The organism is Chitinophaga sp. YR627, assembly GCF_900114995.1.
Classification (GTDB): Bacteria; Bacteroidota; Bacteroidia; order Chitinophagales; family Chitinophagaceae; genus Chitinophaga.
The window spans coordinates 1,094,759-1,118,198 of the sequence record NZ_FOUX01000001.1 but is presented as its reverse complement, the minus strand read 5'-3'; the positions used below and the strand labels follow the sequence as shown (position 1 = coordinate 1,118,198).

Below are 23,440 nucleotides of genomic sequence, written 5' to 3'. Positions count from 1 at the left end.
GACGCAAAAACATGTGCACAGGACGCAAAAACGTGTACATGTGATGCAAAATGTAGTGTTGGAATTTGTAAAAAAGTGCCGGTTTTAAGTAAAGGGAGGATAACAGGTATCCTTCCCTGTCTGATATTAGTTATCATTCCTTAATCCTTCATTCATAAACGAAAGAGTCAACGAAGCGTAAGTAATATCAGGACAATATCTGACCAGGATCAGGAGCGGGTGGACAGATGGCAAATTTAGTTATTCCGCTTGCGATAGCCCAGCGGTGCCATACCCATCATTTTTTTAAAGAAACTATTAAAATGGCTGGAGTCAACAAAACCAAATTCGTGCGCAATCTCTGTTAAGGTGGCTTTGCTGCTTATCATTCTTTCTTTGATCATTTCCAGTTTCAGAGAACTTATATATTGCCCCAGAGACATGCCCATACTATCTCTGAAAAGACTCTTTAAACCGGATTCTGAGGTGTTGAACGCAGCACTCAGTTGTTTCATCGTTAGTTTTTCCGGATGCCTGATATGCGCGTGGATATAATTCTGTATCCGTTCTATTTTGCTGATGGCATAATCTCCCTTATAATGATCATCTGTATCATTCATGCCCTTATCCAGTGTAAGTAATAAGGCCCGCAGCAAATGCGTATGTACTTCTGTTACCTTCTTGTCATTATCCAGCCATGCTGAGATCATCAGACCGATCATCGTTCTCGCACTGTTTATATGACCGGCTTCCGGCAGTATATCCGTAATAGCCTGCTGTTTTCTGACCAGGTTCCTGATGAGATGATCCCAGTAATCTGTTGCAGAGGAATTGGTACCTCCTTTCAGGATCGCCGGCAGAAATTTGATGACATTAAACTGTGTCTCCTCCTCTATCTGGAAGTCATGGCTGTCTTCGGGTGACAAAAAGAAAAACATACCTCCCGCATACGAACTCCTGACACCATTCAGCTCATGCATGCCCTTTCCATACCCTATATACATCAACTCATAATGATTATGACTGTGCAAGGGGAATGGCCACGTCGTCGTGCTGAAATGCCTGATAAACAGCGGTTCAAACTGTACAAGTTTCATGTCTCAATTTGCCTGAAAATACAAAATAATTGACCGGATATACAAATTTAGGCTTTTTCAAACAGCTAGGTTTGCATCATGAAAACAACCCTTATGTACAGGCAGCTAAGGTGCGGAGCATAAGATGGACGGGGTTTTTAAAAAAGATAAATAATAACAGATGACACAGTTGGCAATAATAAGCGATATCCATGCAAATATAACAGCATTAAAGGCGGTTTTGACGGACATTGACAACAGAGGGATCTCTCAGGTCTATTGCCTTGGCGACCTCGTAGACTTCGCTCCCTGGGGCAATGAAGTCATCTCTCTGATCAGGTCAAGGAACATTCCCTGTTTATTGGGCAATCATGATGAACGGATCGCCTTTGATCAAGCTATTGTTCCCCTGGCACACCAGGACGAAATTGAGTCGGCCAACAGAAAACAAGCCATTGAATGGAGTAAACGGACCATTACGCGCGAAAACAAACAATGGCTGGCACAATGTCCCTACCAGTTAGAACTGTCCTTCAAAACAAAGAGTGGTTTGAAACAGGTACTGCTGGTACATGCCAGCCCGCGGAGCAATGATGAGTACATTTTCGAATCACATGCCGAAGCGGCTCTCCTGGATATGCTGGGCACGAGAAAGACTGACGCATTATTCATGGGACATACGCATTGCTCATACGTGAAGCGCGCTTCAGATATGCTGATCGTCAATTGTGGTTCCGTAGGACGGAGTAAAGAAAAGGATAAACAGGCCACTTATGCGGTGCTGCATATTGATGATGAGGCATTACATGCTGAAATAGTTAAAGTCGGATATCCTGTCCGGCAGGTAGCGGAAGCTATTTATGACAGTGATATACCGGATTTTTACGGAGATTTTTTGTTACGGTAGATGCTCACTGCTTATGTGACTCAGGCGGCGTATTATGTACTTTTTTAAATGCCCGGGAGAAATTACCGATATGCCGGTAACCAAATTGAAGCGCAGTTTCCTTTACCTGCTGACCTGCCTCCAGATGCTGCCGGGCTTTCTGCATGCTTACCTGCAAATGATACTGATGAATGGTTACGCCAAATTCAGCTTTGAATGCGGCCTTTAATGCGGTTGACCTGACATGAAAGTGCAGGCTCAGTTCGACAATGGTGAAACGGCGTTCGGGGTGTGCGGCGATGTATGCTCCTATTGACCTGATTGTGTCGGGGCTGGTTTTCTTTACTGGCATCAGATAAGGTTAACAGTAATAGTATTTAGTCTACAAATTTAATAGAGTAATAAAATACTGTACTTTGGAGGTCTTCCTTATACTTTGGATATAGCGTCTTGTGATTATTCATTTGATGCCCGGAATGCCCTGGGAGACATACCTACTTTCGCTTTGAAGATCTTATTGAAATGGGTAGCATGTTCGAATCCGAGGTCATACGCGATACCACTAACGGGTTTGTCTGTACTCCAGAGCATCGCTTTAGCCTTATCGATCAGTTGCAGGTGAATATGCTCCTGGGTTGTTTTCCCGGTGTTTCTCTTCAGCAGATCGGAGAGATAGTTAGGAGACAAACAAAGTTCCGCCGCAAAATACTTAACATCCGGAAGACCTTTCTCTGACAGCTCCTCCTGCTGAAAATACGTCTGTAGTAAGCGTTCAAAACGTTGTACGGTATCGTTACTGCTTTTGGCCCTTGTGATAAACTGCCGGCCATAGAAACGTTCGCAGTAATTGAGGAACAATTCAATATTGGATTGAATCAGTGTATGCGAATGGGTATCCAGATTTTGTGCATATTCCCGTTCTATATTCTTCAGACACTGATTAAGTATCTCTTTTTCTTCGTCAGAAATATGCAGGGCCTCATTCACATCATAATAGAAAAAGGTAAAGTCATGGATCCTGCTGCCGAGCGGAGAGGTATTTATTAAATCGGGGTGAAAGAAGAACGCCCATCCTGATTCATGATCTGCTTCAGTGATGGGCGTAACTATCTGATGGGGCGCAATGAACATCAATGATCCTTCATTGAAATCATAATACGATTGCCCGTATTTCAATGTGCCGTTATATTTTTTACAGAACACAGCATAGAATGCCATCCGGTAGGAAGTACCAAATATATTCTCCGGCAATCTGGCTCTGTCAATATTGTTCAGATCGATAATTGAAATTAACGGATGCTTTGGTGTAGCATGACCGTAGAACGCATGCAATTCACTGATCGAATGTATATCAACAATATGTTGCTGCATAAGTAAAGGTAAACCTTATTTAACCAATAAAATAGTGACGCATCTGATCTGTAAATGCCTGTGCGCTCATGGCGTATCTCTTATCGATAAAGAAGTGTGCATCGGCGCCAACGATATAGCGCAAATGATTTGTTTCATCTGTGGCGGCCTGATAAATAGTCTTCGCTACATCTTCCTCTGATGATTTTTCCAGGTGCTCCGTCAGCTGATGATAACGGGGGAAAGAAGATGCCATAATGGGATCATATACCGGGATCTTATTATCGATCATCCGGGCATTTTCCCTGAAATTAGTGGCGATACTACCGGGTTCAATTATTTTCACGCGGATGTTCAGGCTGGCCAGTTCATGAGAAAGTGCTTCTGAAAAACCTTCTACGGCAAACTTAGAACTGATATACAGACTCCCGAATGGCATACCGACTGCTCCACCCATAGAGGATAGATTGATAATTGTAGCACTTCCAACTGCTCTCAGATAAGGTAGTACCTGTCTGGTCACTTCCATCAATCCAAAAACATTCACGTCAAAAAGGCTTTTGATCTGTTCACTACGGGCAGATTCAAAAACACCCATTAGTCCGTAACCGGCGCTATTGATCAATACATCGATCGTCTGAAATCTTTCTATACCGGCGTTGATCGCGTTTTGAATGGATGTAGCGTCCTGCACATCCAGTCTGGTAACAAGTACATTTTCCAGTTGCCGGAGCGCTGTTTCCTTTTCAGGAGAACGCATCGTTGCGATGACGTTCCAGCCATGCTGATGAAATAGTTTTGCCGATGCCTTACCAAAACCGGAAGATGCCCCTGTGATGAATACTGTCTTTGCCATTACTGTTTGATTTTATATAGCAAAGATCAGCTGGTAACGCTGCTGGAGCTAATACATTTCAACTAAAGACTTATACATTTAACGGAACCCTGTCAGTCGATGACATTGGAAGAGGATGTAATCCTTATATCTGCATATTGCCAGGCTTCTTCAAATGCGGACCTGATCTCCTGCGCTTCTTCTTTTCTCTGTTGCGCAATTAATGAGCGATACAGTCCGATCAATGCCCAACCGTTTTTCTTCCAGGTTTGCAGGTCTTCCCGGTAGACCTGTTCTGCCTCATTATATTTTGCAGCTTTGAGTAATACGGCTCCCAGTTGGTGTCTGACGGAGAAAAACCAGTCCGGGGGTTCATTATAGTTGAGATTATCTTCGCGGGCAACAGCGGCCTTCAATAAGGAAATTGCTTTATCGTGTTGCTGTTGTCTGGCGGCTATTCCTGCGGATAATACTTTGGCGGCAATCTGTACCAGGTCTGCCGTCGTATTAATGTTCCAGATCGTCAGCTGTCGCAGCGTGGTGTCTGTTGCCAGCGTGTCCAGCAGCGCTGCTTCTTTCTGTGCATCCTGTACATTATTTCTCCCCAGAAAAGCCATTCCCCTGGCATAGTGCCAGATAGCCCGTGGATATACGAGGTCTTTTGCCGGCGCGGGGATCGATAGAATGGTGTCCCACATGCCGAACTTCACGGCGATGTAATAAGGTATGGTATAATAATGCTGTAAAGTACCCCAACCTGGCAGTCGCATGATATCAGCGGCTGTATGTTGTTGCAACTTGCTGGCGGCCATCCACGCCAATTTTGAATGGCCTTCCAGTGTAGCCGTTGCAGCCAGGAAATGATAATTATGCGGATAATAAGCCAGTGGATACGCTCCCTGTGCATGACAGGCAGTAGTATAAGTGCTATCTGCTCCCACCGCATTTATATTTGATATTGAACCCAGGTGATAGTCACCGGTATTAATGTAAATATGTGAGGACATATGCAGCAGGTGCCCTGCACCTGGCACTAAGGTATCCAGTAAGCGGGCGCTTGCCATTGCTTTCTCAGGTATGGCAGACGCTTCCAGTGCATGAATGTAAAAGTGATGTGCCCCGGGATGAAGAGGATTGACTTTCATCAGGCGTTCCAGTACAGACACTAACTCCTGCGTCCAGGAATGAGGCTTTTTTGTTTTCTTATCATATAGGTCCCAGGGATGGATATCCATCAATGATTCGGCATACAACGCTCCTATATCCGGATCTGTCGGGTATTGCGCATATACTTTTTTCATTGCTGCCGCATAGGCGATATCCAGGGGCTTGCGGTCGGCAGGCGCTTGTTGTACGTACCGGGATGTGAGCGCATTAATGAGTGCGATTTCCTTTTGTGTACATTTTGCAGCAAGCGACTGCGCTTTTACCGTTGCGGCATAGGCACGTGTAAAATTATCTTCTTCCATGCCCGCATTGTAGTTAGGACCCAATACATAGGCATATCCCCAGTAAGCCATGGCACAGGAGGAATCCAGGCGGGTCGCTTCATAAAACGAACGGGCGGCTTCCGCATGATTGAACCCATAAGCCAGCATCATGCCCTGGTTGAAATAGGCCTGTGCTTCTTTACTGGTCGTAGATATCACAAAATCAATCCCCTTAAGGCCCTTAAAGACCGGCGCTTTAGTGCCGGCAGTATACCAATCCTTATCTGTTATCCTGGAGGTATAACAGGCAATAGCAGCTGCATCCCTACCTGGGGTAGTGGGTGTCTTTGTCCTGACGTTATTTTTGCATGCAAAGCAGCATAGAAGAGAAATGAGTGCTACAAAGTGGTGGTGTTTCATCAGCAGCCTATTTAATTACTGAATGATATCCTAAGCTCCAGGCAACGTGGTAAATACCGGGGTATAAGTATTTACTTTCTTTAGTAACACTAATTTACAAAATGTATGGGTAATGGAGAAATAGGCATTGTAATTTTATTATATTTGTAGATATATACCAATTTGTCATTTACCTATACCCATGAAACATTTGCATTTCTTATCCTGGCCAACCAGGATCCTCATGATTACTACAGCAGTATTTTTAATCTACGGCTATTCCTGCCGGTTTCTGGGAGTATACTTCTTTTGGGAAAGCAAATCCATTGGCTGGGTACTTTTCTTTGTAACACTTATATTATTTCTCCTGGATAGGATAAAACTGGAGAAAACCAGAAATGGCAAGACAATAGGAGAAAAGATTGGTATAGCTGTTCAGTCATTAGTGCTTGTAACTAAAGCGGTTCTTTTTTTCGTTATACCCCATACTGAATTCTATGAAAATGCGAAAAGCTATATCATGACGAATCCTGGTATAGAACAGCAAACAGGCCCTGTAAATGATATTTTCCTGTTACCATATGGCGCTATCTCTTCGCGAAGTAATTCGGCAGGCACTACGGGGCAGGCAGACCTTCACTTTGTTGTCAAAGGGAGAGATAAATATATTGATCTAAACTTATTAATGGGGAAAGAAACTGGTTCTGACTGGCAGATAGTCGTTAGAGAACAATAAACAGTCATACTACTTCTCTGTTTTGGTATACTGGCTCCTGATACGGCTTAAAGTTTCCCTTGTCAGGCCGAGATAAGAAGCTACCATATGCAATGGTACGCGGTTATAAATATCAGGATAGGTTTTAATGAAATTCTCATAGCGCTTTTCAGCTGTATCACTGATGTTGCTCAGTATACGTGCCTGACTTGCGTTATAACTTTTGGCTTCCAGTTTGTCCTTTAAAATTCTGAAGTTGGCCACTGTTTCTACCAGTGCATCAAAATCTTTCTTATCAATCAATAATAACTCACTGTCTTCCAGGGCATCGATATTATTCTTTGACTGGCTACCGCAATTGTAACTCTCATAATCGCTCATCCACCAGGTCTCTATGGCAAACCGCAGGATGTGTTCGAAGCCATTGTCTCCCACATGGTACAGACGCAGGCATCCTTTTACAACGAAGGCATTATAATGAGATATATCGCCTTCCTGTAACAGGTATTGTTTCTTACGAAGCCGCTTCGGTATTGTAACGGCACGTATCAGTTCTATTTCCTTATCTGTAAGCGCAGACCTTTCTTTTAAATATCGTTCGAAGACCTCAAACATTTACCAGCATATTTATCGCAAAATAACTGAATAATCACGTTAAAATGCAATACCGGCAATTTCCCGGCGCTGGAAAATATGCTTCAAATGATGCGTACAATAAAGAAACCCCGCTGTTAACGGGGCTTCTATACCTATGTTATTTTGTATTATTTGAGGATGGTCATACTCAATGCACCGCCATCGGATATGATCTCAGTGCCTACTACAAAAGAGGACTCATCTGAGGCCAGGAATACGGCCGCGTTTCCGATATCGGAAGGTTGTCCGATCCTGCCAGCCGGGATGATATCCACCCATAGGTTTTTGACATGGTCAATATGTTCAGGGGCCAGGAATTTACCAAACACAGGTGTATCTATCGTGCCAGGAGACAATACATTGACCCTGATCTTTCTGTCCAGCAGATCAAGCGAAAAGCCACGGGCGAAAGAAATGACCGCTGCCTTGGCAGCTGCATATACCGACTGACCAGGGAACGCCCTGTGTCCAGCTATTGAACCGATCAATACAATAGAAGCGCCGTCCTTCAGATAAGGCAATGCCTTCTGGATAGTGAAATAAACGCTCTTTAAATTCAGGTTCATATAATGGTCATAGTCCGACTCCGTCGTAACAGCGATAGATGCCATTTGCGCACCATCTACAGCACCGCCGGCATTTACTACGATAGTATCTATCAGACCAAACTTTTCGGCCGTATTTTTAAATATACGTTCCAGATCTTCAAACTTTGTAACGTCCGCATTGATACCAATGAAATTGTCACCTAACGCTGTTACCGAACGATCGAGGGTTTCCTGGTTTCTACCCACGATAGCGCCCAATGCGCCTTCGTTCCTGAATGCTTCCGCAATGCCAAATCCTATACCACTATTTCCTCCCGTGATGACTGCTACCTTATTCTTTAGTTTCATGATTATTTGTTTTTGTATAGCAAAATTAAGTCGGTGGCATGCCTGGCCCCAATGACATTTATCAAATAAGGAATGTGATAAATATCACGGTTGGGATGGTGAGGGAGCGGCTATCCCAAATGCCTCAATCAATGCCTTCGCTTCATCCGGCTTTATAACCGACACGCAACCATGACGTGCTGCATCCGGGAATGCTACATCCTGTTCTACCGTCCAGTGATAGAGATCAGGGGAATAAGAAGCGCCAAAGCGGTCTGTCATACAGTAATCATATAACAACAACCAGCCTTTCTGATGCGGGTCTTTTATTGCTGTAGGTCCTTCTGTAATAACCGGCACGATCTGACCTTTATTTAAATCGCCTTCAATGATCTTATAGGGACCGTATACATTTGAAGCGACGGCCACCCGGATCGCTCTTCTTTCACCGGTTTTAGCACCAAATTCTTCTTCTTTATGAAACAGATAATACTTCCCCTGATGTTCCAGTAAAGTGCCATCTATTACTGAATAAGGTGGTTCGAAAAACACTTTGGCGGGCGAGAAAGTCTTCCAGTCACGGGTTGTACAATACCACAGACGGCTGTTCTTCCAGCCTGCATCTTCATATGAGGATGACCAGATCAGGATATATGTTCTGGCCTTTTTATCATAAAACCATTCAGGCGCCCATATATTCCGTGCCAGTATAGCACCGGAATCACTACGCACGTCTTTCATCAAAGGTAATGTGCCTTCTACTTTCCAGTGAATCAGATCCGGTGAAGTAAGGTAAAGACAACTGGGTCCTACCTTCTGGCGGTCCTTACCACCGCCGCCTGTCGATAAGATCCGCCATAAACCATCTGGTCCGCGGCGCACATAAGGGTCACGCACATGCTGATCCCAGACAGGCTTATTATCATTTAAAGGCGTCCAGTGACGGCCATCATTGGACAAAGCCATATGCATTTTCTCCAGTAACATCGGGTTGGGCAATGGCACTTCTATCGTCTTTCCCTGTGCATCGATTTCTATGCGGGTGGGGTAACGCTGGCGGAAGTAGGTTAGCAACCATACGTCTTTCCCTTTTTCAATCTTAAACGACTGTGCAGCATTACCCTGCGCAGCGATGACAGGTAATCCCTGACGCCAGTTCAGTTCCAGGTTGGACAGATACCAGGATTGTCCATCACCGGTATTATTACCCTGAAAAAACAGGTAGTATTTTCCGTCTTTTGTTTTGAAAATGTCCGGGTGACCAGACTCGCTATGATTCCACTCACCAGCGGCACCATTTGCCAGAAAGGGAACGGATGCAGTGCGCGTCCAGTGGATACCATCTGTACTTTCTGCCAGTCCGATCTGCTGCGGTACGTTATTATAACTCCCCGCATAAAACATATATAACTTACCTTCTTTTTCAATCACAGAAGCGGCTTCAATACATTTACCTTCCCATGGTAATTCGGGCTTTAATATGGAAGCATCACTGGCCTGTGTCCAGTGTTCCCGTGAGAAATCCGTACCGCCAGGGGCAGTTGCCACACCCTGCATCTGTACTTCTCCTTTCGGATCACGCGTAGCAAAATAGAGAAAATACTGTCCTTTATAAAAGGCGACTTCCGCGTCTATCGCACGACCATTATTCCAGTCACCAGAAGGGTGGAATATAGGGTTACTGGCATCTTTCTGAAAATGGATCCCGTCAGTGGAGTAAGCGTGACAGATAGCATCTTTAGGACCATTGCCGTAGGTCTGATAAAAAAGATGTACGGTGTCATTACGGACCAACGCACCCGGCGCACACAGCCCATTTTTCTCATATGCCTCCGTACCGTTCAGCTCACCGGCCTTTTGCCAGTCCGTGAGATTGGTACTCCGGGCGATACCAATATGCCAACCGGCGCCAGCTTTTCCGGGAATCGAATAGTACATCCAGTAGGCATCTTTGAAATGTATCACCTTCGGATCTTTGGCAATAGGTTTACCTGAGGATGTATCAGTGAAATACATACGTGGAATATGCTGTGCGGATAGACCTTTTACCGCAAGCAGCAGAACGGCAATGACCGTCGTGAAATAACGAAACTGCATTTTTATGGGTTTGTTCGGGTCACTAAACATAGTGACTATTTAAATAATTTTTTCAGATTTTATTGGATCGGTAAAAATGGAGGATCTGTGAAAATAGATTTCATTAACCTGCCATTAACAAAAAACGATCTCAGATAAATTACATTTACCGCAAATATTCCCTTCGTTTTACTAATCATATGAATAAAACGGTACATCAGATACTGCATTAATATGCTCATTATAGTAGTGTTTCCACCTGACATTATTGTAATCAATTAATTTATCCCTATGGTAATTATTAAACTGGCTAATAGTAAACTATGGGTATTGTAGCGTCTCTTACAGATGCAGAACTTGCTGACCGACTGCCAAATGCAGACAAGGCTGCCGTAAAGGAGGTCTATATACGGTACAGAGAATTACTGCTCAACTATGCAAAAAAGATGTTGGGAGATGATGATCTGGCTGAAGACACTGTATCTGATGTATTTGCTAATTTACTCACTAACCGCGAAGCAATAAAGATCAATACATCCCTTCAATCCTATCTCTATAAATCAGTAAAAAATAGTATCCTCAATCAGTTTGACAAAGACCAGCATCGGCAGAAGTATATCAATTCTATCAGAGAGTTCTACGAGAAAGGCGAGTATGCTACCGATGAACTGGTGCTTGAACGCGATTTGAAACGCCGCATAGAAGATGCTGTAGCCTGCTTTCCACCGAAGATGAAGGAAATATTCGACTTAAGCAGAAAAGCCAATCTCTCCCGCAGACAAATAGCCCAGGCTACCCGGGTAACAGAAGGGACCGTTAACACCCAGATCAACAGAGCACTGAAGATCCTCCGCTCAAAACTCACACTATTCTTCATCTGGTAGCATTTTAAAAAATATTTTTCATCGTTGTATACATATCTCTTTATCCGGCTGTCTTAATCACTTGTAAGGGTATTCATAAAAACCTGTGATAAAGACTTTAGCGTGAAATCATCATGACGGAAAAGGAAGTAGCTGAATTACTAAGGAAGTATAGATCCGGCGAATGCAGTCCGGAAGAACTGGCATTCATGGAACGCTGGTATGCTGATCTGGAACAGAACGCCCCGGATCTGGAATATCCGCATTCTGCTGAAGCGCATGAAAGAGTTTGGCAGGAGGCATTGGCGAGACACGCGTTAGTACGACGCCCCAACAAGCATACTGCCCATATATGGGCCGCGGCCGTTACCATTGCTATGCTAATGGCAACAGGCATTGTGTACTTCAATACAATAAGATCCGGGCATTCTCGGCAAAGCACTGAAGAGCTCTATTCCTATAATAAAGCGCACGACCGGCAGCCCGGGTCCAATAAGGCTATCCTTACCTTAGCCAATGGCGAGGAAATACTCCTGAATGATAGCAGTAATGGTACTATTGCACAGCAAAGTGGCACGATCATCACGAAGAATGGTAAGGGACAACTAACTTATATAACAAACTATGCTGCCGATACCGCTGTACGCGCGGATAACAACTACAACACTGTAACCACACCTAACGGAGGCCGGTATCAGATCAATCTGCCTGATGGAAGTCTGGTTATATTAAATGCTGCCAGTAGTCTTCGGTATCCTGTCAGATTCGGCAGCCATAACCGTACAGTCGAACTCAGCGGTGAGGCCTATTTTGAGATCAGTCAGGATGTGACTCGTCCATTCCTGGTAGTCTCCAGTACACAAACAGTAAAGGTGCTGGGTACCCATTTCAATATCAGCTGTTATCCCGAAGAAACCGTTAAAACAACACTTGCCGAAGGCAGTATCCTGCTTACCGGTCCGCGCCTTCCCTCAAAAACATTAAAACCCGGACAACAGGCTATTCAGACAGCCCAGGGCCTTCAGGTTGTCACGATAGATGCCGACGAGGCGAGCTCCTGGAAAGATGGACTCTTCGTTTTCCGGAAGACACCGGTTCAAACCGTACTCAGGCAATTATGTCGCTGGTACGATGTGGAAACAGCAGATATCGCATTACCGGAGATCACTTTCGATGGAGAGATTCCCAGCGACCAGCCATTATCAGAATTATTGAATGTAATTGCCGAAAACAGTCATGTGAAATTTAAAATAGCGGGAAGAAAGATCATCAGACAATAAACGGATAAAACCAACCAAACAGCTAAAGCATCTAAAGGAGTAAAAGTAACCAGTTCCCGATTGCAGCGGGAACTGGAGAAGTATAGCGCTTACTAAGGATCAACTACACCAACGTAATTAAACATTAGTTCACCACTAACAATGCAAAACTATGAATTATTGCTACCAATGCAATGAGGACAGGCCGTATTATCCCATCCGGCAAAATGTCCAAACAACCAAACTAATTAAGTATTTACTTATGATGAAGCTCATTGTACTGTGTACCATCATTAGTCTGCAAATAACAGCTGCCACCTTTGCACAGCAAATTACACTGAACTATAAGAATGCCCCCCTGCGGGAAGTCTTGCAGAGCATCCGCAAACAAACCGGGTATTACTTCTTTTTTTCTTCTGAATACCTGGAGAAAGCATCTCCTGTATCGGTATCGGTTACTGATGCGACCTTAGAGAATACATTGGCGGTCGTTTTTAAGGGGCAGCCGTTTGAATATGTGATTAAAGGTAAAATGATCACGATAAAGCCGGTGGAGAAGCTGGCCGCAGATAAAGCGGGTGGGATTGTTTCGGTGATCACGGTGAGAGGGAAAGTGACGGATGAAGAGGGGAATCCGTTGCCGGGGGTGTCGGTGATATTGAAGGAAAAGAATAGTAAGATGGATATTACAGACCAACAAGGAAATTTTTCCTTCGAAGACATTCCAGATAAAGGAACCTTATTATTCAGAATGATTGGTCGTGAAACAAAAGAAGTGACTTATGAGAATACCACTTCTCTAACTATCGTACTCAAAGAGACTGACGCCGATCTAAAGGAGATACAAATAGTGGCATATGGAAAAGTAGCTAAAGAATACGCAACGAGTAATATTAATGGTATCAGTGCTGCGGAAATTGCGACTCAGCCGGTGAATGATCCCATCCTTGCCTTGTCAGGAAGAGTCCCCGGTTTGATAGTACAACAAACAGGTGGTGCACCTGGAAGTGCGTTAAATGTAGTTATACAGGGATATAACAGTATTTCAAACGGCAATGGACCCTTTTATGTTGTTGACGGGATGCCCTATCCGGTAAATAACCTGGGCACAATATCAGGAACTGCTTACGGATATGGTGGGGGCAACAATTTCAGTTATATCAACCCCGCCGACATTGAAAGTATTGAAATATTAAAGGATGCGGATGCAACCGCTATTTATGGATCAAGAGCTGCAAATGGGGCAATCCTGATTACTACTAAAAAAGGAAAGTCCGGAAAAACAGTTATCGATATCAGATCACAAACCGGATGGGGCAAGATCACACGTAAACTGGACCTCCTCAATACAACACAATATATAGCACTTCGTAAAGAAGCTTATAAAAATGGGGGAAACGCACCTGGCCCCGGCGACTACGATATTAACGGAGTATGGGACCAGAACCGTTATACAAACTGGCAAAATGTCCTTGTTGGCGGAACCGCTCAGTTTTCAGACATACAAGCTTCCATTTCGGGAGGGAATACCAATACTCAATTTAGAACCGCAATAGGATTTAACCGGCAAACTACTGTATATCCCGGTGATCTCAATGATAAGAAAGTCAATCTGACGTTCAATATCAATCATTTGTCAACCAATCAGCAACTAAAGTTTAATCTCTCTGGTACCTATTTGCATGACAATAACCGCCTGTATGCAATGGATCTGATGACAGCAGCAGTAACACTGGCGCCGAACGCCCCAAAACTCTATAACGACGATGGCACCTTGAATTGGGAGAAAGTACCTAATAATCCAACCGCCTATAGCTTCGACAATCCACTGGCAGCGATGAATATGAAGTATAATGCTAAAACCTACAATTTATTGGGTAACGCCATGATTGGCTATGAAATAATACCAGGGCTTGAAATAAAATCAACATTCGGATATAACAGAATTACCAACGATGAAACAAATGTTAGTCCTCAGAGTTCTTTCAGACCAGACAAAACCTTTCTTAAGAGAAGCGTAACCTATGGAAGCGGCGCTATCTCCTCATATATTATTGAACCACAGCTGACATATGTCGGAAAGTTATTCCAAGGGCATTTTGATGCACTACTTGGCGGCACATTTCAGGACAATAACAATGCCCGTACAACATACAATGCCACAGGATTCAGCACGGATGAACAACTGAAAAATGTACAGTCGGCTACCAGTATTACACTTACCGGAAATACCACATTCAGATACCGGTACTCTGCTATTTTCGGCAGATTGAACTATCGTTACAACGACAGGTATGTCATCAATTTGACGGCCCGTCGGGATGGCAGCAGCCGTTTCGGACCTGAGAGTCTATTTAATAGCTTCTACTCTGTCGGCGGGGCATGGCTGTTCAATAAAGAACACTTTATAAACAAGATCCTTCCCTGGCTTAGCACCGGTAAATTAAGAATTAGCTATGGTACAACCGGAAATGATCAGATCGGTGAATACGGTTTTCTAAATTTGTATGACGTATATTATACAGACATTCCCTACCAAAACACCAGTGGCCTGATCGTAAATGGATTCTCTAATCCCTATTTGCAATGGGAAGAGACTAGAAAATTAAACTTTGGTCTGGACCTGGGTATTCTCGACGACGCCATTACTTTAACATCAAATTTCTTCAGGAACCGGTCTTCCAATCAGTTACTGAATGATAATGTACCTGCTTATACCGGCTTTCCGATATTCCGAAGGAATTTACCAGCAACGGTACAAAACTCAGGATGGGAATTTTTATTAGCCGCCTCTCCTTTCAAAGCAAAAAAGGTACAGTGGAGCACCTCACTTAATCTAACGATCCCCAGAAATAAGCTTGTCGATTACCCCAATTTACAGGGAAGCAATAATTTCAATCAATTCATCATCGGACAACCGACAAACATTATCAGAACCTTTCACCTCATTGGTGTAAACCCGGAAACCGGTCTGTTTGAATACCTGGGTAGCGATGGTAAGCCGACATCCAGTCCGGCTGATCCAACTGACAAGACCGCGTTAGTGAATGTGAATCCAAAGTTTTATGGAGGTTTTTATAATTCAGTCACCTATAAAGGTTTAAATATCAATTTCCTCTTCCAGTTTGTAAAACAGACCGGCGTTAACTACAAGTTTGGAAGAGCCCCCGGCGTTCAAATGCTCAATCAGCCCTCAAGTTTGCTAGACAGATGGCAGCATACCGGGGACCACGCTTTGTTCCAAAAGATCTCGACCAACTTCGGGGAGATACTCGATCCTTTACTCGCCATTGGATCTAGTGATGCGGCTTATTCCGACGCCTCTTATATCCGTCTTAAAAATGTGTCTTTGTCATACAATCTGCCAGAACACTGGATGAAGAAGGCTCGTTTATCACAGGCTCGCATATTCGTTCAGGGACAAAACCTACTGACATTTACGAATTATTTCGGTTCAGATCCGGAATCGCAGCTGAGCGCTACGCTGCCACCGCTTAAACTTTTCACAACAGGCGTACAACTCACCTTATAATCTTCCACCGATGAGCATTCAAATACATAATAAGACATTCTCTTACAGAAATCCGGCTCTCTATTTTTGTTGCATCTGTATAGTTCTTTCTCTATACAGTTGCAGAAAATATCTGGAGTTACCCGCCCCAGTAACCAGCGTCAATGCTTCAAATGTATATAATGACAATTCAACAGCTATAGCAGTAGTGACTGCCATTTATGCCAGGATGAGTAACACTTTTTATGATCAGGGGCCAACAGCCATTTCCCTTTATCCTGAACTTTCGGCTGACAACCTGAGATTGTTTAGTGTAAATGCAAACCTCAATTATACCAGACATTATCAAAATGAACTTGACCAGAGATATATCAGCGTTCCTTTCTGGAACACATTATATTCAATCATATATTCAATTAACACCGCAATAGAGGGGCTTAGCGCATCGGTGAATCTGAATATCATGATTCGCGACAGATTACTGGGAGAGCTATATTTCCTTCGTGCCTATCATTATTTCTACCTGGTCAATCTTTATGGAGATGTACCACTTTTAACTACCAGCATCTATCAGGAAAGTATTAAAGTACCCAGGACAGCAACAGATGAAATATACACACAAATGCTTGCTGACCTGGATATCGCGGGGAAGCAACTCGACAATATTTATGTAGACGAAACCCTGCTCAATGCAAGCAGCGAACGAATACGTCCCAATATGGCCGCTGTAAATGCATTGACAGCAAGGGTCAACTTATATATGAAACGCTACCCCGCAGCAGAGGCTGCCGCCACTAAAGTGATTGAGAAAACTGCGATGTATACTTCAAACATTCCGCTCTCTGAAATATTTAAAAAGAACAGCAAGGAAACTATATGGTCATTACAACCCGTAAAAAAACAGTTTAATACCGATGAGGGAGAATTATTCGTACTACCTGATGGCGGGCCGAATGACGTGAATCCACTTTATATCTCAGATGCACTGCTTAATAGTTTTGAACCCGGGGATCAACGCAAAACAGCGTGGATTGGCCATGTAAGCGTTGGCAATCAGGATTATTCCTACCCGGCCAAATATAAAGTCAAATTTGGCGACGCCGAAGTAAGCGAATATACGATTCTGCTACGCCTCGCCGAACAATATCTTATCCGCGCGGAAGCACGGAATGAGCAAAATAATACTTCCGGTGCTATTGCGGATTTAAATGTACTGCGCTCGAGATCACGTAGAGACATATCTCAGCAAGTCCCAAATCCACTACCCGATCTCCCGGCAGGGCTTACACAAACTGAGCTTAGAACCCTTATCCTCAACGAACGCCGCGTCGAACTATTTATGGAAGGAGGTCATCGATGGTTTGACCTTCGGAGGACAGGACAGATTGATAAAATAATGAGTAAAGCTGCGGTCACAAAAAACGGTAGCTGGCAATCCTTTAAAGCACTTTATCCCATCCCCATTTCAGATATACTATTAAGTCCGCTTCTCAGGCAAAATCCAGGATATAACTAAGAAAGTATAGTTAAACAAAAATTTGCTTCTTCAGTAATATCACACAAAGCTAAAATATATACTTAGACATGAAAAAAACACTTACCAGGTTTCTACTGCTTTTGCCTTTATCAGGTTTTGCGCAGTCAACGATTAATGAGGCCGAATACCAATCTATGCAACAGGAATACAGGAAGGGTACTATTGGGAAAGAGGCGCTCCTATCTTTAGTGCTTACAGAAAACGAGTTAAGAAAAGATAGTTCGGCACTCAATCTTGCCAAAGCATATAAATCCCGCTATATAGACCGGACAGCACCTAAAGATGCACTCTCCCCCGGATTGAGGCTATACCTGGCTTTTTTTAATAAAATATTCACTACAAAAGATCCTTTATTTAGCTATATGGAAACGAAGTCAGTACAATCTGATAGCCTGATTGGTGACCCTGGCTTTTCGAGATGGTTTACGGGAAGGGTGATTTTTTATGATCTGATCCGTCCCCAGGCCTTTATGAATAGTAAACCTTTGCAGCATCCGGCTGATTGGAGTGTCCTGGAAAAGCAATTATCTGACAGGTACGGGGCTGACAGAATTCCAAAACTTGTTTTCGAAGCAAAATCGAACTGGTACAAAGAAACCGGTGACTGGACAAATTACATTAATAGTCATATGGACAGACTAGAAAGAGAGGGAGTAGAAACTACCGGAAACGGCGCTGCCTTTTTGAACGATTTCATTTATGGAACCGTATTTTATCATTCAAGTGATAAAAATGTCCTGAATAAATGTGCGGGCTATATGGAGAAAGTTGTGGACGCTGATCCCAACCGTTATACCAGGATAGATACATATTCCTGTATTCTGTATAAGCTGGGAAAAAAGGATAAGGCAATTGCAATTGAAGAAAAAGCAGTCATTCTTGCCAAGGATAAAAATGATTGGGCCAGCGTTAAAGAATATGAAGAAAAAATTAAAAAAATGAAGAATGATCAACCAACCTGGTTGTAACTATATAACTGCTTTAACACTGCAGGATTCTTATTTAAATTCAGTGATTATCAAACACCCGGTATCAAGCTCGTTTAAATAAATGAAGACACTTTTTTTTACACATTGCTTACTCTATTTAGTCTTTACTTCCTACGCTCAAAAGCCTCCACTTAGGATAGATACTTTTAAATCATGGCCATCCATAGGCTATGGAAACATAAGTAATGATGGACGCTATGTCTGCTACAACATGCAAACAGGGCATGAGGGAGAAACAAAGACGGTGGTAAGGGCAACGCAGACCGGCTGGCAAATACAATTTGATGAATTAACAGATCCTGTATTTGACAATCGAAGTAATATGCTGTTTGCAATATCCAGGGACACGTTATTAAAACTGGATTTAACTACCAAAAAAGTGAGCTTTGTACCTGATGTCAGCAGTTTCAAATTACTCGAAGCAGGTCAAGATCTCTGGCTACTCCAACGCCCGGCACAAAACAACACGCTTTCTATCATCAGATTTCGCGACAACAAAAAGATTTCCCTGGACAGCATATCAGATTTTGTAGTCAGTCATAATCAACAATATTTGCTGCTCCGGCAACTTAATAACAAGCACATAGAAAGGTTAGTACTTGTGAGTTTAATAGATGCCGCTTACACAACAGTATTCAACGGCTTTGGAATAAATAATATCATCTTCGATAACATTGACCAGCAATTTGCATTCTGGACTGATAGCAGCCAGCTTACGCAGCTATGGATCGGAAAAACAAATATTGGTATTCCCAGCTGTCTATATTCCGAACGGCAGAAAGATCGTACTAATAATAATGCCCATGCGTGTGCGGGAAGTTCTTTCAAATTTAGCAGTAATAATCATTATTTGTTCTTAACGCTACAGCAGTCAATAAAGCCGGCAGCTAAAAATCCAAATCTTGTCATCTCCAGTTACCATGATGCTATTCTTAAAACAGCTGATTTCAAAGGAACAAATATAAATGACACCATCACTGATTTACTGGCGAGAATTAGCCTGAACAATAAAGAAATTATAACACTTACACAAGCTAATGACGAGACTATACTTGAAACGCCCAGGGAACAAACGCCAGATGATTATATTATCATCAGACACCAGGCAAAAGACAGCACAGATCAAACGTATACGGACGCTTATAACTACTTTCTCTGCTCAGTTGCATCAGGGAAACGTTTCCCTGTTAAATTGAACAGTCCTGTAGCACTAAAAAGTATGCAAATTTCGCCGGGAGGAAAATATCTGGTTTACTACGATCCTTCATTCAGTGCTTATTATAGTATTTCCCTTTCAGATATGCAGTGCAGGAAGATATTAAGCAACGAAACGGAAAGTTTGCTTGATTTCAGACTTAAAGATTATCCAAAGTCGCAATATCCGGTTGGCATCGCCGGCTGGCTCTCTGATGACAAGCACTTACTGATCAATGGAACCTACAATATTTATCTTGTTGATCCGGCAGCCAGACAACAGTCTGTAAACCTGACCGCAGATTTGCAGCAACACGGACATATCATCTATCACTTACCACTTACCAGGTACAGACTTCTAAGGGAAAAAGATGACACTTTTTTATTATCCGCCCTAAATCTGGATAATAAAATGGTAGCCTTTCAAAGATGGAAACCTGGATCTGTATTAAATCCCCGGGACATACACTTCATACCTGCTTATATAGGAAATCTGAAGCTTTTCTATCCTCAGCTTGACCGGGAAATTCGCAAGGCAGGAGATAAAAGCAGGTACCTGCTACGAATGGAAAGCGCCGGAGAAGCGCCCAATCTGTATCTTACGGCAGACTTTAAGAATTTCAAACCACTATCAAACATCAATCCACAAAGGAAATATAACTGGCTCACTTCAGAACTGCATAAGTATCATGACTCCAGGGGTTATGATTTAGAAGGCATCTTATACAAACCTGAAAACTTTGATTCGACAAAAGTATATCCGCTGATAATAAATATTTATGAACAGAAAAGTATTGAACTTAACAAATATGAAGCACCAGGCAATGGTTCAGGAGGAGATATAGACTTAAGCAGATTAGTCAGCAACGGATATATTGTGTTTAAGGCCAACATTATGACCGAACATAAGAAACCTGGCGAAGGTTCGCTAACTTCCGTATTAGCGGCTGTCAATCATTTGAAAAAATACAAGTGGATTGACACTTCAAAGATGGCGATAACAGGCCATAGTTTTGGCGGCTATGAGGTAAACTATATCATTACTCATTCCAATATTTTTGCTGCTGCGGTATCTGCAGCCGGTGTAGCAAGTATTATTGAATCTTACAGTACGCCTGTTGGAACAGCAGGTACCATGTGGGATGGCTATATCAAGGACGGTCCTCCAAAAGTGGTCAGTTCGTTAAGCGACAGCACGGACCTGTATGTTCAAAATTCCCCGATATTCTATGCCAGGAATATTACTACGCCTTTGCTGATGATGCATAATACCGAGGACGGAAATGTATTATTTTCTCAGGGATTATCTTTCTTTGCTGAACTAAAAAGACTTAGAAAAAAAGTTTGGATGTTGACCTATCGAGGCGACCGGCATGTAGTCAGCGAGGTGAATCAAATTGACTATTATACACGTTTATCAGAATTTTTAGACTATTATCTTAAAAACAAAAAGATGCCATCCTGGATGGACGGCACAAATAGATATTGATATAAGAAAGGCATGGTTGTTACCATACCTTTCTTATATTTATCAGTTACCAACGTAGTAAGTGGTGGTTGGAATAGTAGTTGCAGTAGTAGAAATAGTTGTAGCTCTACCTGTAACTGTTGTCTGACCAGGAGCAAAAGTGTAACCATACAGTTTGCTGGTAAACTGACCGTTAGCGCCAGCTACATATACGAAATCAAGTGCTCTTGATTTGAATGCCAATGTTCCACCAGCAACGGCGAAAATTGCGATAGCAGCAAGTGCGATTCTAGCCTTTTTCATAAAATAGTTTTTTGGTTTTTAATTTGTACTTCCCTACTCTGTTCTTAGGGTTTTCGGGTACGCCCTTATTTTTTGGCCAAAGAAATATCCTGAGTTTTTCCACCTGTCCGGCAGTTGCCGGGTTATCCCCGCCATGCCAGATAAATGAAAAAAGCAAATAGAACCTCGATTAAACTTTGGTGGATTTTTGGGTTAAACTATTTCCTCACTATTACCCTACTAAGTTAGTATACTATTTGGATTGAATCCAAATAAATCACATATCAAAAAAGTCGGCTTCTGTAAAATGATAAGCACTCACTGCCCATCTATTTCAGTTACATTATTGTCTTATTTGTTATTCTGCGCGTCAATTCCGGAAAACGTATCACAGCAGCAACCCATATCAACACTTCAAAAAATGCCGGAAACAAGACATCCTGGTGATGTTGTAAATGGGTAGCAATGGCTCCTCCCAGATATGAAGACAATAGTAATGTCCCCAGAATGCCTGTTTGCGTATAAAGAAACAAGGCCACTGATAAAATTTCAATTACGCCTAACAGTGAATATATCCCTGCTGATAATCCAAAGGACGCACCCATTTCCAGTGCATGTCCGCTTTGTATAATTTTATCGATCGCGGAAGCGCCCAGCATCAGCCCCGCTATACCACTCAATACCCATCCTGTAATATTGCTCCATTTCGTTGTCATGTCAAACCGTTTTAATGTTACTATAAAGCCATCCCACCATCAATAAAGAACTCCGCTCCTGTGATAAATGAGGAGAGGCTATGATCAGCCAGATAAAGAACCATCCGGGCTACATCTTCCGGTCTACCCATCTTTGCCAATGGCACCTGCGTGAGTATATGTCCCTTCATGGCTTCGAGTGTCGCGTCATCAAATCCAAATTTGTGTTGCATCGCTGTTTCTGTCGGACCAGGATTAACGGTATTGACCCTTATCTTTCTGGGTGCCAGTTCCTTGGCCGCTATTTTTGCCAGATGACCGACCGCTGATTTGCTGGCCGAATAAACAGCACTGTTTTCCATGGCAAGCGCCGTATTTCCTGAGGTTAAAAAGATGACAGCTGCACCGTCATTCAGTATAGGAATGAATTTTTGTAATGTAAAAAAACTTCCTTTAAAGTTGACATTGACCATCGTATCAAATTGTTCTTCCGACGTATGTTCGACAGGGGCAAAAAACGCTACACCTGCATTGATAAACAGTACATCTACTTTACCGGAAGCATGCTTTACCTCTGTCACAAGCTGATCAATATCCTGTAAACTAGCCTGATCTGTTAACTTGCCTGTTACACTCAGTTCGGCTGCTGCTTTTTTCAGGGGTTCCTCCCTTTTTCCTGTTATAGTGACGGATGCACCCTGCTCCCTGAACGCCTTTGCAGTTGCGTATCCTATACCGCTATTACCACCAGTAATAACGACTACTTTACCTTCAAATGTTCCCATTTTCCATTGTTTTAAATGATCCACAAAGGTTATCCATTAAAGCAGTAGATTTGTAGCCAGTTACAGAGATGTAAGTAGTTACAAAAAGGATAGTATATGAAAGACAATCAGGATGTCGCATGCGAAAATGTACATTCCGCTATTCAGGATACACTGTATGTAGTGAATGGAAAATGGAAGCTGTTTATCCTTTCAATATTGGTTAATCAGGGAACAAAGCGCTTCGGGGAATTATCACGGGAGTCGGGAATTTCTCCAAGAATATTGACAAAGGAGCTACACGAACTGGAGATGAATCAATTGATAAGCCGGACTGTCTGCAATACAAAACCGGTTACTGTTGAATATTCTTCAACACCATATGCCGAAACACTGAAAGAGGTCATTAATGCGATGATACGTTGGGGGCAAAGCCATCGGAAGACCATTACGGGACAATAATAACCTGATATTGCCGATTTAACGCAGTAAAATAAAATCGGTTCTTCGATAATGTAACTATTATCAGTTTACCCACAAAGCATAAATTACTAACTGGTCGTATTTAGCCCATAGCTGGTCAACATCCGGTGATGGATTGTACTCGCTATCATTTACAGC

General features: G+C 42.8%; 20 protein-coding genes. 9 read left to right on the top strand and 11 right to left on the bottom strand.

Annotation, left to right across the window (positions count from 1 at the left end):
- Positions 1-236: 236 nt before the first annotated feature.
- A complete protein-coding gene (locus BMZ72_RS04025; RefSeq protein ID WP_089805477.1) occupies positions 237-1,076 on the bottom strand; it encodes an AraC family transcriptional regulator in 840 nt (279 codons plus the stop codon).
- 160 nt (positions 1,077-1,236) lie between these two features.
- Here BMZ72_RS04025 and BMZ72_RS04020 point away from each other — a divergent pair, with 160 nt between their 5' ends.
- Entirely contained in the window at positions 1,237-1,962 is a 726-nt protein-coding gene (locus BMZ72_RS04020; RefSeq protein ID WP_089805475.1) for a metallophosphoesterase family protein, read from the top strand.
- 4 nt (positions 1,963-1,966) lie between these two features.
- On the opposite strand, the gene BMZ72_RS04015 is transcribed toward BMZ72_RS04020, so the two are convergent.
- The 4 genes from BMZ72_RS04015 to BMZ72_RS04000 all read right to left on the bottom strand — a co-directional run bounded on the left by BMZ72_RS04015 (position 1,967) and on the right by BMZ72_RS04000 (position 5,976).
- Complete coding sequence (locus BMZ72_RS04015) at positions 1,967-2,293, bottom strand: helix-turn-helix domain-containing protein (RefSeq protein ID WP_089805472.1); 327 nt, start codon at positions 2,291-2,293, stop codon at positions 1,967-1,969.
- Between the two features lie 104 nt (positions 2,294-2,397).
- Positions 2,398-3,312 carry a helix-turn-helix domain-containing protein gene (locus BMZ72_RS04010; protein WP_089805470.1) on the bottom strand — a complete coding sequence of 305 codons (915 nt, stop codon included), beginning with the start codon at positions 3,310-3,312 and terminating at the stop codon, positions 2,398-2,400.
- Between the two features lie 19 nt (positions 3,313-3,331).
- Positions 3,332-4,147, bottom strand: coding sequence for an SDR family oxidoreductase (locus BMZ72_RS04005; RefSeq protein ID WP_089805468.1), 816 nt, complete (start codon positions 4,145-4,147; stop codon positions 3,332-3,334).
- 92 nt (positions 4,148-4,239) lie between these two features.
- Positions 4,240-5,976 (bottom strand): tetratricopeptide repeat protein, encoded by a 1,737-nt coding sequence (locus BMZ72_RS04000; protein WP_089805466.1) that lies wholly within the window; start codon positions 5,974-5,976, stop codon positions 4,240-4,242.
- A gap of 223 nt (positions 5,977-6,199) precedes the next feature.
- On the opposite strand from BMZ72_RS04000, the gene BMZ72_RS03995 reads away from it, so the two are divergent.
- Positions 6,200-6,691: a hypothetical protein gene (locus BMZ72_RS03995; protein WP_089805464.1), complete on the top strand. Its 492-nt coding sequence runs from the start codon at positions 6,200-6,202 to the stop codon at positions 6,689-6,691.
- A 9-nt stretch (positions 6,692-6,700) separates the two neighbouring features.
- On the opposite strand, the gene BMZ72_RS03990 is transcribed toward BMZ72_RS03995, so the two are convergent.
- From BMZ72_RS03990 to BMZ72_RS36780, 3 genes are all read right to left on the bottom strand, one after another.
- Positions 6,701-7,285 (bottom strand): Crp/Fnr family transcriptional regulator, encoded by a 585-nt coding sequence (locus tag BMZ72_RS03990; protein WP_089805462.1) that lies wholly within the window; start codon positions 7,283-7,285, stop codon positions 6,701-6,703.
- A 149-nt stretch (positions 7,286-7,434) separates the two neighbouring features.
- Positions 7,435-8,202: an SDR family NAD(P)-dependent oxidoreductase gene (locus tag BMZ72_RS03985; RefSeq protein WP_089805461.1), complete on the bottom strand. Its 768-nt coding sequence runs from the start codon at positions 8,200-8,202 to the stop codon at positions 7,435-7,437.
- Positions 8,203-8,286: 84 nt separating this feature from the next.
- Positions 8,287-10,278: a family 43 glycosylhydrolase gene (locus tag BMZ72_RS36780; protein WP_218155198.1), complete on the bottom strand. Its 1,992-nt coding sequence runs from the start codon at positions 10,276-10,278 to the stop codon at positions 8,287-8,289.
- A 302-nt stretch (positions 10,279-10,580) separates the two neighbouring features.
- On the opposite strand from BMZ72_RS36780, the gene BMZ72_RS03970 reads away from it, so the two are divergent.
- From BMZ72_RS03970 to BMZ72_RS03945, 6 genes are all read left to right on the top strand, one after another.
- The gene (locus BMZ72_RS03970) at positions 10,581-11,141 is read left to right on the top strand and encodes an RNA polymerase sigma factor (RefSeq protein WP_089805459.1); all 561 of its coding nucleotides are present in this window, start codon (positions 10,581-10,583) and stop codon (positions 11,139-11,141) included.
- 113 nt (positions 11,142-11,254) lie between these two features.
- Positions 11,255-12,400 (top strand): FecR family protein, encoded by a 1,146-nt coding sequence (locus BMZ72_RS03965; protein WP_089805457.1) that lies wholly within the window; start codon positions 11,255-11,257, stop codon positions 12,398-12,400.
- 241 nt (positions 12,401-12,641) lie between these two features.
- The gene (locus tag BMZ72_RS03960) at positions 12,642-15,911 is read left to right on the top strand and encodes a SusC/RagA family TonB-linked outer membrane protein (protein ID WP_177222670.1); all 3,270 of its coding nucleotides are present in this window, start codon (positions 12,642-12,644) and stop codon (positions 15,909-15,911) included.
- Between the two features lie 10 nt (positions 15,912-15,921).
- The gene (locus BMZ72_RS03955; RefSeq protein ID WP_089805453.1) at positions 15,922-17,406 is read left to right on the top strand and encodes a RagB/SusD family nutrient uptake outer membrane protein; all 1,485 of its coding nucleotides are present in this window, start codon (positions 15,922-15,924) and stop codon (positions 17,404-17,406) included.
- A 68-nt stretch (positions 17,407-17,474) separates the two neighbouring features.
- Positions 17,475-18,395, top strand: coding sequence for a hypothetical protein (locus BMZ72_RS03950; protein ID WP_089805451.1), 921 nt, complete (start codon positions 17,475-17,477; stop codon positions 18,393-18,395).
- An 82-nt stretch (positions 18,396-18,477) separates the two neighbouring features.
- Positions 18,478-21,099, top strand: coding sequence for an alpha/beta hydrolase family protein (locus tag BMZ72_RS03945; protein ID WP_089805449.1), 2,622 nt, complete (start codon positions 18,478-18,480; stop codon positions 21,097-21,099).
- Between the two features lie 42 nt (positions 21,100-21,141).
- On the opposite strand, the gene BMZ72_RS03940 is transcribed toward BMZ72_RS03945, so the two are convergent.
- The 3 genes from BMZ72_RS03940 to BMZ72_RS03930 form a co-directional block, all read right to left on the bottom strand.
- Positions 21,142-21,381 carry a hypothetical protein gene (locus BMZ72_RS03940; RefSeq protein ID WP_089805447.1) on the bottom strand — a complete coding sequence of 80 codons (240 nt, stop codon included), beginning with the start codon at positions 21,379-21,381 and terminating at the stop codon, positions 21,142-21,144.
- Between the two features lie 317 nt (positions 21,382-21,698).
- Complete coding sequence (locus BMZ72_RS03935; RefSeq protein WP_089805445.1) at positions 21,699-22,076, bottom strand: DoxX family protein; 378 nt, start codon at positions 22,074-22,076, stop codon at positions 21,699-21,701.
- A 20-nt stretch (positions 22,077-22,096) separates the two neighbouring features.
- On the bottom strand, positions 22,097-22,840 hold the full coding sequence (locus tag BMZ72_RS03930) for an SDR family oxidoreductase (RefSeq protein WP_089805443.1): 744 nt from the start codon (positions 22,838-22,840) through the stop codon (positions 22,097-22,099).
- A gap of 96 nt (positions 22,841-22,936) precedes the next feature.
- Between BMZ72_RS03930 and BMZ72_RS03925 the strand changes: the two genes are divergently transcribed.
- Positions 22,937-23,281, top strand: a complete 345-nt coding sequence (locus BMZ72_RS03925; protein WP_089805441.1) for a winged helix-turn-helix transcriptional regulator — start codon at positions 22,937-22,939, stop codon at positions 23,279-23,281.
- Positions 23,282-23,440: the final 159 nt, after the last annotated feature.